Raw genomic sequence first — 14,956 nt, forward strand, 5'->3', positions numbered from 1 at the left:
GCCATCTGGCTAGCCATCGATACGTTAACTATCGTCCCGCTGGCGAAGGTATTCCGCCAACAGCTTCGTCTCTTCCCCAGAAAGCGAGCGGCTATCCAGAAGATCGGCACGTCGTTCGTAGGTTCGCCCTAAGGCTTGCTGCAAACGCCAGCGCCGGATGTGTGCGTGATTGCCGCTAAGCAACACGTCGGGAACACGCTTTCCCGCATACACCTCCGGTCGGGTGTAGTGCGGACAGTCGAGCAAGCCATCTGTAAAAGAGTCTTCCTCAGCCGAATCCGCATGCCCTAATGCGCCGGGCAGCAGACGTGTTACCGCATCGATCAGCACCATGGCCGGCAGCTCACCGCCGGATAGCACATAGTCGCCAATCGACCACTCTTCATCGACATGCGCCTCAATAAAGCGCTCATCAATGCCTTCATAACGACCGGCGATGAGGATTAATGCTTCCTCAGCAGCCAGCTCTCGAACCGCCAACTGATCCAGCTGACGACCCTGAGGCGACAGGTAGATTACCTTCGCCCCCTCTCCAGCAGCTTGCTTTGCATCCTGCAAAGCATCTTCCAGAGGCTTGATCTTCATCACCATCCCCGGTCCGCCACCGAAGGGGCGGTCATCCACCGTATGGTGGCGATCCGAGGTGTAGCTGCGCGGGTTCCAGCAGGTCAATTGCAACAACCCCTGCTTCACCGCACGACTGGTGATGCCATATTCGCCAATGGCGGCAAACATCTCCGGGAATAGCGTGATCACTTCAACGCGCAGGCTAGCCATCTTTTGCACTAACCCGTGGTTTAGAAATCAGCATCCCAATCAACCCGCATTTCATCAGCAGCGAGGTCGATACTCAGCACGCATTGCGCCGTATAAGGCAGCAAGCGCTCTCGATCATCCAGGCTATCGGTGCAGGGTTTGACCACCATGACATCGTTCGCGCCAGTTTCCAGCAAGTGATCGATGCGTCCGAGCAATTGCCCGGCCTGATCGATAACTTTGAGGCCTTCCAACTGATACCAGTAGTACTCGCCGTTAGTAAGCTGTGGCAGCAGACTGCTGGAGACGCAAACTTCGAAACCGGCGAGTGCTTGCGCCAAATCGCGATCATCGAACCCCTTAAGTTTGGCGACCAGAAACTTGTTCTGGGCGCGCCCTTTAAGCAACTCGACCTGGCGAACCTCGCCGTCGCGCCGTAGCGTCCAATGGCGATAATCCAGCAGGTTGTCGATCGGATCGGTAAAGGAGTAGACCTTTACCTCGCCACGGACGCCGTGCACCGAAAAAATCTTGCCAATGACGATAAGGTCATCAACTGGGGTGGACGTCACGTTCATGTGACTTAGGCGGCAGCCTTGGCAGAATCCTTGAGCAGCTGAGCAACACGCTCAGACGGCTGGGCACCCTGGCTGAGCCAGTAAGTAACGCGCTCCTGGTCTACAGACAGGCGCACTTCACCACCGGCAGCGACCGGATTGAAGAAACCGATGCGCTCAACGAAACGACCATCGCGCGCGTTGCGGCTGTTGGTCACGGTCAGGTGGTAAAACGGGCGCTTTTTGGAGCCGCCACGAGCAAGACGGATAGTTACCATGTAAACATCGTTCCTGTAGTCGGTACTAGCAAATCTGAGAATACGCCGGACACTAGGCCCGAAAGGCCGCATATTCTAAGGATTATCCACCCTTTTGCAAAGGGCTTTTTCACTTTGCCCTTTCGGGCTCTTACATTTTCGGCAAGCCGCGCGGCAGCATTCCGCCTACGCCGCGCATCATCTTGGCCATGCCGCCCTTGGCGGTGAATTTCTTCATCATCTTCTGCATCTGCTTGTGCTGCTTGATCAGCCTGCCGATGTCCTGCACTTGGGTGCCGGAACCCATGGCGATACGGCGTTTGCGCGAACCGCTGATGATATCCGGATCGCGGCGTTCGGCCGGGGTCATGGAATTGATGATGGCTTCCATTTGCTTGAACTGCTTTTCCGCCGCACCTTGGGCATTGCCCATCTGCGCCAGATTAACGCCACCCATCTGCGGAAGCTTGTCCATCAGGCCGCCAAGACCACCCATGTTTTTCATTTGCTGCAGTTGATCGCGGAAGTCTTCGAGGTCAAACCCCTTACCCTTCTTCAACTTCTTGCTGAGTTTCTCGGCCTTTTCGCGATCCAGCGTCTGCTCGGCTTGCTCGATCAAGCTGAGCACGTCGCCCATGCCAAGGATGCGCGAGGCAATGCGATCCGGATGGAACGGCTCGAGCGCATCGCTCTTCTCGCCCATGCCGATGAATTTGATTGGCTTGCCGGTGATTGCACGCACGGATAGGGCCGCGCCGCCACGAGCATCGCCGTCCACCTTAGTCAGCACTACGCCGGTCAATGGCAGCGCATCACCGAAAGCCTTGGCGGTGTTGGCGGCATCCTGGCCTGTCATGGCATCGACCACGAACAACGTTTCCACCGGTTTGACCGCCGCGTGTAGCGCCTGAATCTCGGCCATCATCTCGGCATCGATGTGCAGGCGGCCTGCGGTATCGAGGATTACGACATCGATGAATTTGAGCCGGGCTTCCTTGATCGCCGCCTCGGCAATGGCAACCGGCTGCTGGCTGATGTCCGAGGGGAAGAACGTCACACCAATATCGGCAGCCAAAGTCTCAAGCTGCTTGATCGCCGCTGGACGATACACATCAGCGGAGACCACCAGCACGCTCTTCTTTTTGCGTTCTTTAAGGAAGCGCGCCAGTTTACCGACCGTGGTGGTCTTGCCGGCGCCCTGCAAGCCGGCCATCAGCACTACCGCCGGCGGCACAGCATTCAGCGCCAAATCTTCGTTGGCAGCACCCATCAGCTCTTCGAGCTCGGCGCGGACGATCTTCACGAACGCCTGGCCCGGCGTCAGGCTTTTCGACACCTCGGTGCCGACCGCGCGTTCTTTGACCTTATTGACGAAATCCTTGACCACTGGCAAGGCGACATCGGCCTCGAGCAGCGCCATCCGCACTTCGCGCAGAGTGTCCTTGATATTGTCTTCGGTCAGCTTGGCCTTGCCGGTGACAGTGCGCAGAGTATGCGAGAGGCGGTCAGTCAAATTTTCAAACATGCGCGTTCCTTTCAGGCTCCAGGGCCGGCTTGAGCTTGCAGCAGGCGGCGGATTATAGCGAAGAGTCCCGGCGACCGACACCGCCAGCGGTCTTTCGTGGAATGGCGGTTATATGCCACACTCACGCCCTTTCGGGCTCGCCTTACACGGATTTATGCACCCTCTGCTGCCCAGTCTCATCGCCGCCGCTCTCTATGCGACCGCCACCGCCTACCAGGCCTTCTGCTTGATTGGCCGCAAGGCGCCGCAAATGCGCATCCTGCTGCCGCTTGGGATGCTTGCGCTGATCGCGCATATCAGCGGCCTGCTCATGCAAATGATCACCCCCAGCGGCTTGGTTCTCGACTTCTTCGATGCTGCCAGTCTTATCGCCGCCGCAGTCATTGCACTGACCTTGCTGGCCGGCACCCGTATTCCGGTGACCAATCTGCTCCTGCTGTTGCTTCCCCTCGGCTGCCTGACGGTGCTGCTCGCCCAGTTTGCGCCCGCCGGAACCGTGCAAGGCATCAACGAGCAACCCGGAATTCTCATGCACATCCTGCTGTCGGTCCTGGCATACGGCATGTTGACCATTGCCATGTTCCAGTCGCTGTTGCTGTTGCTGCAGGATCATCAGCTCAAGCACAAGCACCCGTCCGGCTTGATCAAGAATTTCCCGCCACTGCAGACCATGGAAAGTCTGTTGTTTGGCTTTCTCTGGGCCGGTTGGCTGCTGCTCTCGCTGTCATTGATTTCCGGCTGGCTGTTCCTCGACGACCTGTTCGCCCAGCACCTGGTCCACAAGACCTTGCTGGCCTGTGTCGCCTGGGTGATTTTCGCCGTACTGCTGTGGGGTCGCCATCAGCGCGGCTGGCGCGGCCATAAAGCGATCCGCTGGACACTGGCGGGATTCTGCCTGCTGATGCTGGCCTACTTTGGCAGCAAGCTGGTACGCGAATTCATCCTGCATATATGAACACCTTCGCCAGCGGGCTCCTGCTTGGTCTCCTGCTTGCCTTGGCCGCCGCGCTGGCCGTGCACAGCCTGAGCCGCAAACGTCCGCAGCGCAGCGACGAAGTCTCGGCGCAAGGCGACAGACCCGTCCCGTTCCTGCATGCCCTACAACAGATCAGCATCAAGGCGATCATGCTGCCGCGCAGCGAGATCCAAGGCATCGATATCGATGCCGCGCCAGCGCAGATCCTCGAGCAGCTGCAACACGCCACTCATACCCGTTTGCCGCTCTATCGTGGCGACATCAACAATATCGAAGGACTGCTGCACGTCCGCCAGATTACCCAATTGCTCGGGCGCGACGATCTGGACGGCGCTGCCTTACTGGGCGCCAGCAAGCAGCCCTATTTCATCCCGGAAAGCACTCCACTACTCACCCAGCTGGTCAATTTCCAGAAAGAAAAACGCCGCATCGCTATCGTTGTCGACGAATACGGCGAAGTGCTTGGCCTAGTCAGCCTGGAAGATATCTTCGAGGAACTGGTCGGCGAGTTTGGCAATATCGACGAGCTCGGCCCAAATCCAGCCATCCAAACTGAAGAAGATGGCCGCTATCGCCTCGATGGCTCCCTGCATCTCCGCGAACTGAACCGCGCCCTCGGCTGGCAACTGCCGTGCGACGGCCCGAAAACCCTCAATGGTCTCATTACCGAAGCGCTCGAACAGATTCCAGACACTCCGGTATGCCTGAAAATCGGCCCTTACCGCCTGGAAACCGTGGAAGCCCGAGACAACCGTGTCCATCAGGTCCGCGCCTGGCGCGCCGGGCAGGCAGCCAAAATATGACCTCCGCCATTCCGAGCGAAACTTACCCAGTTCCGGCGACCAATTCGCCAGCGCGAGTCGCCACGGCCAGCTTTATCGGCACCGCCATCGAATTTTATGATTTCTACGTGTATGCCACCGCCGCCGCGCTGGTGATTGGCCCAGTGTTCTTTCCGCAGAACTCCGGCACCGCGCAGATGCTCGCCGCCTTTATCACCTTTGGTATCGCCTTTCTCGCTCGCCCGCTGGGCTCAGCGTTGTTCGGCCACTTCGGCGACCGCATCGGGCGCAAATCGACGCTGGTCGCCTCGCTGCTGCTGATGGGGGTTTCCACCACGCTGATTGGCGTGCTGCCGGGTTACGACAGTATTGGCTTCTGGGCCCCGCTGTTGCTGTGCGTATTGCGCTTCTGCCAGGGGCTCGGCCTCGGCGGTGAATGGGGTGGCGCGGCGTTGTTGGCCACCGAGAACGCACCACCGGGCAAACGCGCCTGGTTCGGCATGTTTCCCCAACTCGGTCCATCGATTGGCTTTCTCGCCGCTAACGGCTTATTCCTGAGCCTGGCCCTTACGCTGGACGATGAGCAGTTTCGCGCCTGGGGCTGGCGCATTCCGTTTCTGCTCAGCGCCGCGCTGGTGATCGTCGGCCTGTATGTCCGCCTGAAGCTGGAGGAATCGCCGGTGTTCGCCAAGGCGATGAAATCCCATGAGCGGGTCAAACTACCGCTGGCAGAAACCGTCAGCCAGCACTGGCGGCCGATGTTGCTCGGCGCCCTGGCGATGGTGGTGTGTTATGCGCTGTTCTATATCTCCACGGTGTTCTCGCTGAGCTATGGCGTTACCAGTCTGGGCTACAGCCGTGAGAGCTTCCTCGCCATGCTCTGTTTCGCCGTGCTCTTCATGACCTTGGCCACCCCGCTATCCGCCTGGCTCAGCGACCGTTACGGGCGCAAACCGGTGTTATTGCTGGGCTGCGGACTGGCGATTCTCTCCGGCTTCGCCATGCAGCCCTTGCTCAGCCAGGGCTCGGGCGCAGCCGTAACGCTGTTCCTGGCGATCGAACTGTTCCTCATGGGCTTTACCTTCGCGCCGATGGGTGCCCTGCTACCGGAATTGTTCCCCACCCAAGTGCGCTACACCGGCGCCTCGGCGGCTTACAACCTGGGCGGGATCGTTGGCGCCTCGGCGGCACCGTTCTTTGCGCAGAAGCTGGTGAGCATCGGTGGGCTTGCCTATGTCGGCGGCTATGTTTCAGCCGCCGCGACACTCAGCCTGCTGGCCGTGCTGTGCTTGAAGGAAACCCGCGACCGGGATCTCAACGCCATACACTGAGCGCAGTACAGGTTGGCGCCTTTGAGAGCGTCAGACCTGTCTAGCGTTAGCGCGACCGCCCTGCAGCCACGGTGCAGAAATACTTACAGTTCGACACTCACTGCTTGCGCCGCACGCATGGCCTTGGCGCGCGCCTGCTCAATCGACTCGTCGCGCGCCAGGGCCACCCCCATGCGCCGCTGACCGGCGACCTCGGGCTTGCCGAACAGGCGCAGTGCGGTATCCGGCTCGCTCAGGGCGGCGCCGAGGTTGGCGAACGCGGCCTGCTGCGAATGGCCCTCGACCAGGATCACCGCCGAAGCCGAGGGGCCGAACTGGCGGATTGCCGGGATTGGCAGACCGAGGATTGCTCGCGCATGCACGGCGAATTCGGACAGGTCCTGGGAAATCAGGGTAACCAACCCGGTGTCGTGCGGACGTGGCGAAATTTCACAGAACCACACCCTATCACCTTTAACGAACAGCTCGACGCCGAACAATCCCCGCCCGCCCAACGATCCAGTGACTGCAAGGGCAATCCGCTCAGCCTCGGCCCGCGCCTTAGGACTCATCACCTGCGGCTGCCAGGACTCCTGGTAATCGCCCTTCTCCTGCCGATGACCGACCGGCGCGCAGAAGGTCGTACCGCCGACATGGCGGACGGTGAGCAAAGTGATTTCGTAGTCGAAATCGATGAAGCCCTCGACAATCACCCGTCCCTTGCCCGCACGCCCACCGGCCTGGGCGTAATCCCAAGCAGATTGCAGATCGTCCAAGCTTTTCAGCACCGACTGCCCCTTGCCCGAGGAGCTCATGATCGGCTTGATAAGGCATGGAAAACCGAGCGCTTCAACCGCCGCCTGACAGTCTTCGAAAGAGTCGGCGAAATGGTAAGGCGAGGTCGGCAGATCCAGCTCTTCGGCGGCCAGTCGACGAATGCCCTCACGGTTCATAGTCAGCTGCGCAGAGCGCGCAGTGGGAATCACGGTGAAGCCTTCGGCCTCCAGTTCGACAAGCGTGGCGGTAGCAATCGCCTCGATTTCTGGAACGATATAGTCCGGCCGCTCGGCCTCAATCACCTTGCGCAAGGCTGCACCATCGAGCATGTCGATCACATGGCTGCGGTGTGCCACCTGCATGGCCGGCGCATTGGCATAGCGATCGACGGCAATCACCTCGACGCCCAAGCGTTGCAGCTCGATCGCCACTTCCTTGCCCAGCTCGCCCGAGCCACACAGCAGCACACGGGTCGCGGTTGGCGATAACGGGGTTCCAATACGGGGCATGGGGTTTCCTCGAAGAATCGATTGGCGCAAGCGCCGAAGAATAGGAGCAGAGAAGTGCTTCGGAGGCTAAAGCAGCACGCCCTTGGCCTTGGCCCGCTCATGACTGAGGTGCAAAACCTGGCGCCTCTCGGTGTTGTCCATGCGCCCCCAGCCAGTGATTTCTGCCGCCGAGCGCTGGCAACCGATGCAGATATCCTCATCGTCCAGTGCGCAGATCGACACGCAGGGTGAGGCGACGGGACGCTCGCGCTCCATCAGTCGTCCTGCGGCTGCAAGTCGCGGGCATAACGCTTGGCGTTGTGCACGTAGTGGGCGGCACTGGCCTCGAGCATCTTCTTCTGCGCCTCGTTCAACTCGCGCACCACCTTGCCGGGCGAGCCCATCACCAGCGAGCCGTCGGGAATCTCCTTGCCCTCGCCGATCAGGCTGTTGGCGCCGATGATGCAGTACTTGCCGATCTTGGCGCCGTTGAGGATCACCGCGTTGATGCCGATCAGACTGTAATCGTCGACCGTACAGCCGTGCATCATCACGTTGTGGCCGACGGTGACGCCCTTGCCCAAGGTCAGCGGGAAACCCATGTCGGTGTGCATCACCGTGCCGTCCTGCACGTTACTGTTCTCGCCGACATGGATCAGCTCGTTGTCGCCGCGCAGTACGGCACCAAACCAGACACTCGACCCAGCCTCCAACTTAACCTTGCCAATTACCGCCGCAGTGGGTGCGATCCAGCTATCCGGATGGGCTTCGACACAGGCATTGCCCAGACGGTATTTCATCAGGGGATTCCTCAGTTCTTCTTGTTTATCGCGATTTCAGGCCAGCTTGGTGAAGGAGGCTGGCGGCTCATGCAGGTGAATCTTGGCGTCGTACAGCAGATTGACTAACTCGACGATCATAATCGCGGTAAGCCCCCAGATGCGGAATTCACCATAGCGATAGCTGGGCACATACCAGTTACGACCTTGGTAGTCGATACGGTGGGTAACCTCGCGCGGGTCTTTGCGGAAAAACTCCAGCGGCACGGAAAACACCGCGGAAATCTCTGCGTCGTTAGGCTGGTATTCGACGAAATCGGGAATGACCCCAACGATCGGCGTAACCCGGATGCCATAGCGCGACACCAGCGGACTAAGCGGGCCGACTATTTCGACTAGACCGGGCGGCAGGCCGACCTCTTCTTGCGCTTCACGCAAAGCGGTGTGGATCAGATCGCGGTCTTCAGGGTCACGACGCCCACCAGGGAAGGCGACTTCGCCGCCGTGAGTCGACAATCCGCTGGCACGCAGGGTTAGCACCAGTTCCGGATCATCGGAACGGGTAATTGGCACCAAAACAGCCGCCTCGGGAAACCCTGGTTCGGTCTCCAAGATCCGCGGCGTATGACTGCGCACAGGTTGGAGCAGCTCATCCAGCATGAACATTCTCGGTCTTTTCTTCTGCCGGCATCATGGCACGAAAAAACTGACGCGCCCAAGCCCTGCGCTACATGGTCGCAGCATTCGGCCAGATGATCTGGTGGCTGACTTGCCGCCATCGCCATCGCCGCGTCAAGATGCGCCATTAGTTACGAGGAATCGGCATGAAATTCTGTAGCCATTGTGGCGGCGTGCTGAGCCAGTACATTCCCCCCGGCGACAATCGCCTGCGGTATGTGTGCGGCGGATGCCAAACCATCCACTACCAGAATCCGCGCATCGTCGCCGGTTGCCTGCCCATCTGGGAGGATCAAGTGCTGCTCTGTCGCCGCGCCATCGAGCCTCGCCGTGGCTACTGGACGCTGCCCGCGGGCTTCATGGAAAACAGCGAAACCATGCAGCAGGCGGCCGCTCGCGAGACTCTCGAAGAGGCCTGTGCCCGCGTTCGGCATCTGGATCTTTACACGCTGTTCGATCTACCGCATATCAGTCAGGTATATGTGTTCTTCCGCGCCGAACTGCTTGATCTGGATTTCTGCGCTGGTGATGAAAGCCTGGAAGTGCGGTTATTTCACGAGGCTGACATCCCCTGGTCCGAGCTGGCTTTTCCGACTGTCGGGCGTACCTTAGAATGCTACTTCGCCGACCGGGTAGCGCAGACCTACCCCGTACGTAACGAGTCGCTCGAGGCCTTACGTGCGCACTATAAAAAAGCCTGACCGCCTGAGCGGTCGTGAATCTCTGGGGAAATCGTTCCAATGCGCTGGTTGCTAGCCGCTCTGTGCTTGTCTTTTGCCGCACTCACTCAGGCCAACGCCACACCGACGCTTGAGGGCCAGGCCGTGGACAAGGTGCTGGTGCTCAAGTCCGAGCGCAAACTGCATCTTATGGGTAAGGGCAGCGTGCTCAAATCCTACAAAGTCTCTCTAGGCAAGCAGCCGCAAGGCGCCAAGCAGCGCGAAGGCGACCGACGCACTCCGGAAGGCTTCTATTGGATCGACTGGCGAAAAACCAGCGACAAGTACAACTTGGCCCTGCACATCTCCTATCCGAACATCCGCGATCAGAGCAACGCGCATAAAGCCGGAGTGACCGCCGGCGGGATGATCATGATTCACGGCACGCCCATCGACGAAGAATATCCGGAGTGGTATTTCACCAGCCTGGACTGGACCGAAGGCTGCATTGCCATGACAAACGCCGACATGCAGGAGATCTGGAGTTTGGTCAAAGACGGCACGTTGATCGAGATCCGCCCCTAACTCACATTCAATAAAAAGGCGCCCATGGGCGCCTTTTTTGTTCGCTGTCGCTAGAACAACAAATCTGACAGGCGCCACACCTCGAAGGCCGGCGTCTCGTAGGGGTGAGCCTTGCGCAGGGCCTTGACCGACTCATGGATTAACTCATCGGCTACCACTAGCTCGACCTTCCACTCCGCGACGTGTTCAAGCAACCCCTGCTGACCGAGAAACGGTTGGCTCTGCGCCAGCGGTCGAAATTGTCCCTGCCCTAACGTCTGCCAACAGCAGCTGTCATAACTACCGATACGCCCGCCACCGGCCGCGAATATTGCGTTCTTCACTACATCCAAATGGGATTCCGGGACATAGAAACACAACTTGTACATCGAGATCTCCGCAACGAAAGCAGTGCCGCGCACTGCCAGATCTGAATGGCGACAGTGTAATGGCACATTGCCGCACTTCGTCCAAAAATGGTTCACAACTCAAGCGTTGGACTGGCAAACCGTTGCTCCGTTTGGCGCGACCATAGAGCAATTTGGCATAACAGCGACATTTCACTGGCCAAACCAAAAACGCCGCCATTTGCTTCGCCAGGTTGACGCAGCGGGCACATGGCTGCCATCGCAGTACGGCAAATCCGCCGAGCGCCCGCAGCGGCACAACAGCAAGCGCTGGTCGCGAGCGATGATCAGGCGCTTGGCTTTTCGGCAATCGGCAGGACAATCGGGCGTGTCCGGTGACCGGCCGCAAACACAGAGCTGGAGGATGTCGCCAGGGCGAACCTGGCGGACTTCAGGAAGGATCGGTAGCAGTGGATCGGCGTCGGACACGGCACTATACCGAGAGGAGGCGCCAGGGGAACAAGATCAACCTCGCCCACGGCTCTTCTCCTAAACGGAGAGGGCCGCGGATGAGTTTTCCGCCGAGCTATTAATCCACCCAAACCCTGGCGTTGCGGAACATGCGCAGCCAGCCGCCGTCTTCCTGCCAATCGTCCGGGCGCCAGGAGTTCTGCACCGCGCGGAACACCCGCTCCGGGTGCGGCATCATGATGGTCACTCGACCATCACGGCTGGTCAGGCCGGTAATGCCACGTGCCGAACCGTTGGGGTTGGCCGGATAGGCTTCGGTGACCTTGCCGTTGTTGTCGACAAAGCGCATCGCCACACATCCGGACAAGTCGGATTCAAGCAATGCCTCTTCGCTCTCGAACTCGGCATGCCCTTCACCGTGGGCGATGGCGATCGGCAGGCGCGAACCGGCCATGCCTTGCAGGAAGATCGACGCCGACTCCTGGATCTGCACCATCGCCACGCGCGCTTCGAATTGCTCGGAGCGGTTACGCACGAAGTGCGGCCAGAACTCGCTACCTGGCACCAGTTCGTGCAGGTTGGAGAGCATCTGACAGCCGTTGCACACGCCCAAGGCGAAGGTATCGCGGCGGGCGAAGTAGCCGCTGAAGGCATCCCGTGCGCGGCTATTGAAGAGGATCGATTTGGCCCAACCCTCGCCCGCGCCGAGCACGTCACCATAGGAGAAGCCACCACACGCGACCAGCCCTTTGAATTCATCCAGGCTGACGCGGCCGGCGAGAATGTCGCTCATGTGCACGTCGATTGCGGCAAAGCCGGCACGGTCGAACGCCGCAGCCATTTCCACCTGACCGTTGACGCCCTGTTCGCGCAGTACCGCAACCTGCGGACGCACACCTTTCTTGATGTACGGCGCAGCGATGTCCTGATTGACGTCGAACCCGAGCTTGACGTTGAGGCCCGGATTTTCCTCGTCCAGCAGCACATCGAATTCCTGGTCGGCGCATTCGACGTTGTCGCGCAGACGCTGAATCTGGTAGCTGGTTTCGCTCCATTGGCGCTGCAGCAAACGCCGCTCGCCCGTGAATAGCGGCTTGCCTTCGAAGCTGATCGACACCGAGGCGTTGTTGACCGGCTGACCGATCACCGCCACGCAGTCGCCCAGACCGGCTGCGCTGAATTGCGCGAGCACTTCAGGCGTGGCGTCCTGATGAACCTGGATCACCGCACCGAGTTCTTCGTTGAACAGCACTCCGGCGACATCCGCCTGGCCGTCGGCGAGCGCGTCGAGATTCAAGTCCAGGCCGCAGTGGCCGGCGAAGGCCATTTCCAGCGCAGTGGTCAGCAGGCCGCCGTCGGAGCGATCGTGATAGGCCAGCAAATGACCATCGGCATTCAGGCCTTGGATCACCGCGAAGAATGCCTTGAGGTCTTCGGCGTCGTCGACGTCTGGCACGTGCCGACCGATCTGGCCGTACACCTGGGCGAGGATCGAGCCGCCGATGCGGTTCTGGCCACGACCGAGGTCGATCAGAATCAGATCGGTTTCGCCGCGATCCATGCGCAGCTGCGGCGTGACGGTATTACGGATGTCGAGCACTGGGGCGAAGCCGCTAACGATCAGCGACAGCGGCGAGGTGACGCTCTTGTCGGCACCCTCATCCTGCCAGCGGGTCTTCATCGACATCGAGTCCTTGCCCACTGGAATGGTCATGCCCAGCGCCGGGCACAGCTCCATGCCGACAGCCTTGACCGTGTCGTACAGGCGCGCATCTTCACCGGGGTGGCCGGCAGCAGCCATCCAGTTGGCCGACAACTTGATGTCAGCCAGTTTGTCGATCCGCGCGGAAGCCAGGTTGGTGATGGTCTCGCCAATCGCCATGCGCCCCGAGGCCGGCGCATCGAGCAGCGCCAGCGGCGTGCGCTCGCCCATCGCCATGGCTTCGCCGTTGTAGACGTCGAAACTGGTGGCGGTCACGGCGCAGTCAGCCACCGGCACCTGCCACGGGCCGACCATTTGGTCGCGGGCCACCAGACCGGTAATGCTGCGGTCGCCGATGGTGATCAGGAAGCTCTTGCTGGCCACTGCCGGATGACGCAGGACGCGGCTCACCGCCTCGCTGATCTCGACACTGGCGGCCGAGAAATCATCGCCCAGTTCCGCCTCGCGGACCGCCGAACGATGCATGCGTGGCGCCTTGCCGAGCAATACGTTGAGCGGCATATCCACGGCCTTGTTACCGAAATGGCTGTCGGCAACGGTCAATTGCGGCTCTTCGGTCGCCTCGCCGACCACCGAGAACGGGCAACGCTCACGTTCGCAGATCGCCTTGAACCGCTCAAAGTCGGCGGCATCCACCGACAATACATAGCGCTCTTGCGATTCGTTGCACCAGATTTCCAGCGGGCTCATGCCCGGCTCGTCGTTGGGCACCGCGCGCAACTCGAAGCGGCCACCGCGGCCGGCATCGTTGACCAGTTCGGGGAAGGCGTTGGACAGACCGCCGGCGCCGACGTCATGAATGAACTTGATCGGGTTCTGCTCGCCGAGCTGCCAGCAGCGGTCGATGACCTCCTGGCAGCGGCGCTCCATTTCCGGGTTTTCCCGCTGGACCGAGGCGAAATCCAGATCGGCAGAACTGCTGCCGGTCGCCATCGAGGACGCCGCACCGCCGCCCAGGCCGATCAGCATGGCGGGACCGCCGAGCACGATGAGCTTGCCGCCGACCGAGATTTCGGCCTTCTGCACATGGTCTTCGCGGATATTGCCCATGCCGCCGGCGAGCATGATCGGCTTGTGATAGCCGCGCACTTCTTCACCGCGCGGGCTGTTCACCGCTTGCTCGAAGGTACGGAAGTAACCAGTCAGGTTCGGCCGGCCGAATTCGTTATTGAATGCCGCGCCGCCCAGCGGGCCTTCGATCATGATGTCCAGCGCGGTGACAATGCGCTCGGGCTTGCCGTACGGCACTTCCCAAGGCTGCTCGAATCCGGGGATCTGCAAGTTGGAGACGGTGAAACCGGTGAGACCGGCTTTCGGCTTGGCGCCGCGACCGGTGGCGCCTTCATCGCGAATCTCACCGCCGGAGCCGGTCGAGGCGCCCGGGAATGGGGCGATCGCGGTCGGGTGGTTGTGGGTTTCCACCTTCATCAGGATGTGCACCGGCTCCTGGCTCGCGGCATATTCGCGGGTGTCAGGGTTCGGATAGAAACGCCCGGCGACGTTGCCGACGATCACCGCGGCGTTGTCCTTGTAGGCCGACAGCACGCCTTCGCGGTTCAGCTCGTGGGTGTTCTTGATCATGCCGAACAGGGATTTTTCCTGGCTTTCGCCATCGATGTCCCAGCTGGCATTGAAGATCTTGTGTCGGCAATGCTCGGAGTTAGCCTGGGCGAACATCATCAGTTCGATGTCGTGCGGGTTGCGTCCCAGCCCCTTGAAGCTTTCGACCAGATAGTCGATCTCGTCTTCGGCGAGCGCCAGACCCAACTCGGTATTGGCCTGGGTCAGCGCGGCGCGGCCGCCGCCGAGTACATCGACGGCGGTCAACGGTTTCGGCTGAGCGTGGCTGAACAGGTTTTCGACCTGCTCCATGGCCGTGAACACCTGCTGGGTCATGCGGTCATGCAGGCTGGCGGCGATCAGCTCGGCCTCGGCATCATCGAAACTGCCGGTGACGTAATAGGCAATGCCCCGCTCGATCCGCTCGATCTTGGCCAAGCCGCAATTATTGGCGATGTCGGTGGCTTTGCTCGACCACGGCGAGATGGTGCCGGAGCGCGGCACGACCAGGAACAAGCGACCGGCTGGCTCCTGAACCGGTACGCTCGGGCCGTATTGGAGCAGGCGTGCGAGGACGCTGTGCTCTTCCTCGGCGAGGAGGCCGGTGACCTCTGCGAAGTGGGCAAACTCGGCATACACACCGCTGACGGTGGCGACTTTCTGGGTCAGTTGCGCGAGAAGTTTGCCGTGGCGGAAGGCGGAAAGGGCGGGAGCGCCGCGCAGGATCAACATCTTCGGGACAGCCTC

General features: G+C 60.5%; 16 protein-coding genes. 5 read left to right on the plus strand and 11 right to left on the minus strand.

Annotation, left to right across the window (positions count from 1 at the left end):
- Nucleotides 1-24: 24 nt before the first annotated feature.
- The 4 genes from trmD to ffh all read right to left on the minus strand — a co-directional run bounded on the left by trmD (nucleotide 25) and on the right by ffh (nucleotide 3,095).
- A complete protein-coding gene (gene trmD, locus NVV93_RS14300; RefSeq protein ID WP_258251301.1) occupies nucleotides 25-777 on the minus strand; it encodes a tRNA (guanosine(37)-N1)-methyltransferase TrmD in 753 nt (250 codons plus the stop codon).
- 20 nt (nucleotides 778-797) lie between these two features.
- Nucleotides 798-1,334: a ribosome maturation factor RimM gene (rimM, locus tag NVV93_RS14305; protein WP_258251302.1), complete on the minus strand. Its 537-nt coding sequence runs from the start codon at nucleotides 1,332-1,334 to the stop codon at nucleotides 798-800.
- A gap of 5 nt (nucleotides 1,335-1,339) precedes the next feature.
- Nucleotides 1,340-1,591, minus strand: coding sequence for a 30S ribosomal protein S16 (rpsP, locus tag NVV93_RS14310; RefSeq protein WP_258251303.1), 252 nt, complete (start codon nucleotides 1,589-1,591; stop codon nucleotides 1,340-1,342).
- Between the two features lie 130 nt (nucleotides 1,592-1,721).
- Complete coding sequence (ffh, locus tag NVV93_RS14315) at nucleotides 1,722-3,095, minus strand: signal recognition particle protein (protein WP_258251304.1); 1,374 nt, start codon at nucleotides 3,093-3,095, stop codon at nucleotides 1,722-1,724.
- 154 nt (nucleotides 3,096-3,249) lie between these two features.
- Between ffh and NVV93_RS14320 the strand changes: the two genes are divergently transcribed.
- The 3 genes from NVV93_RS14320 to NVV93_RS14330 are packed head-to-tail and all read left to right on the plus strand — an operon-like array spanning nucleotide 3,250 to nucleotide 6,184.
- Nucleotides 3,250-4,050 carry an inner membrane protein YpjD gene (locus NVV93_RS14320; RefSeq protein WP_258251305.1) on the plus strand — a complete coding sequence of 267 codons (801 nt, stop codon included), beginning with the start codon at nucleotides 3,250-3,252 and terminating at the stop codon, nucleotides 4,048-4,050.
- Entirely contained in the window at nucleotides 4,047-4,874 is an 828-nt protein-coding gene (locus tag NVV93_RS14325) for a transporter associated domain-containing protein (protein ID WP_258251306.1), read from the plus strand. The genes NVV93_RS14320 and NVV93_RS14325 overlap by 4 nt, the downstream gene beginning before the upstream one ends.
- Nucleotides 4,871-6,184, plus strand: coding sequence for an MFS transporter (locus NVV93_RS14330; RefSeq protein ID WP_258251307.1), 1,314 nt, complete (start codon nucleotides 4,871-4,873; stop codon nucleotides 6,182-6,184). Before NVV93_RS14325 ends, NVV93_RS14330 begins: the two co-directional genes overlap by 4 nt.
- Before the next feature lie 83 nt (nucleotides 6,185-6,267).
- Here NVV93_RS14330 and purT read toward each other — a convergent pair whose 3' ends face one another.
- The 4 genes from purT to NVV93_RS14350 form a co-directional block, all read right to left on the minus strand.
- Nucleotides 6,268-7,449, minus strand: a complete 1,182-nt coding sequence (gene purT, locus NVV93_RS14335) for a formate-dependent phosphoribosylglycinamide formyltransferase (RefSeq protein WP_258251308.1) — start codon at nucleotides 7,447-7,449, stop codon at nucleotides 6,268-6,270.
- A 66-nt stretch (nucleotides 7,450-7,515) separates the two neighbouring features.
- Entirely contained in the window at nucleotides 7,516-7,704 is a 189-nt protein-coding gene (locus NVV93_RS14340; RefSeq protein WP_375162891.1) for a DUF1289 domain-containing protein, read from the minus strand.
- A complete protein-coding gene (locus tag NVV93_RS14345) occupies nucleotides 7,704-8,228 on the minus strand; it encodes a gamma carbonic anhydrase family protein (protein WP_258251309.1) in 525 nt (174 codons plus the stop codon). The genes NVV93_RS14340 and NVV93_RS14345 overlap by 1 nt, the downstream gene beginning before the upstream one ends.
- Nucleotides 8,229-8,264: 36 nt before the next feature.
- Nucleotides 8,265-8,867 carry a CoA pyrophosphatase gene (locus NVV93_RS14350; RefSeq protein WP_258254379.1) on the minus strand — a complete coding sequence of 201 codons (603 nt, stop codon included), beginning with the start codon at nucleotides 8,865-8,867 and terminating at the stop codon, nucleotides 8,265-8,267.
- 164 nt (nucleotides 8,868-9,031) lie between these two features.
- Between NVV93_RS14350 and NVV93_RS14355 the strand changes: the two genes are divergently transcribed.
- Nucleotides 9,032-9,586, plus strand: coding sequence for an NUDIX hydrolase (locus NVV93_RS14355; protein ID WP_258251310.1), 555 nt, complete (start codon nucleotides 9,032-9,034; stop codon nucleotides 9,584-9,586).
- Between the two features lie 39 nt (nucleotides 9,587-9,625).
- Nucleotides 9,626-10,129, plus strand: coding sequence for a murein L,D-transpeptidase family protein (locus tag NVV93_RS14360; protein WP_258251311.1), 504 nt, complete (start codon nucleotides 9,626-9,628; stop codon nucleotides 10,127-10,129).
- 50 nt (nucleotides 10,130-10,179) lie between these two features.
- Here NVV93_RS14360 and NVV93_RS14365 read toward each other — a convergent pair whose 3' ends face one another.
- The 3 genes from NVV93_RS14365 to purL form a co-directional block, all read right to left on the minus strand.
- Nucleotides 10,180-10,497: a YqfO family protein gene (locus NVV93_RS14365; RefSeq protein ID WP_258251312.1), complete on the minus strand. Its 318-nt coding sequence runs from the start codon at nucleotides 10,495-10,497 to the stop codon at nucleotides 10,180-10,182.
- A 171-nt stretch (nucleotides 10,498-10,668) separates the two neighbouring features.
- The gene (locus tag NVV93_RS14370) at nucleotides 10,669-10,944 is read right to left on the minus strand and encodes a CDGSH iron-sulfur domain-containing protein (RefSeq protein ID WP_258251313.1); all 276 of its coding nucleotides are present in this window, start codon (nucleotides 10,942-10,944) and stop codon (nucleotides 10,669-10,671) included.
- A gap of 100 nt (nucleotides 10,945-11,044) precedes the next feature.
- The gene (purL, locus tag NVV93_RS14375; protein WP_258251314.1) at nucleotides 11,045-14,941 is read right to left on the minus strand and encodes a phosphoribosylformylglycinamidine synthase; all 3,897 of its coding nucleotides are present in this window, start codon (nucleotides 14,939-14,941) and stop codon (nucleotides 11,045-11,047) included.
- Between the last annotated feature and the right edge of the window lie 15 nt (nucleotides 14,942-14,956).

Origin of the sequence: Pseudomonas sp. LS44, from assembly GCF_024730785.1 — a bacterium.
Lineage (GTDB): Bacteria > Pseudomonadota > Gammaproteobacteria > Pseudomonadales > Pseudomonadaceae > Aquipseudomonas.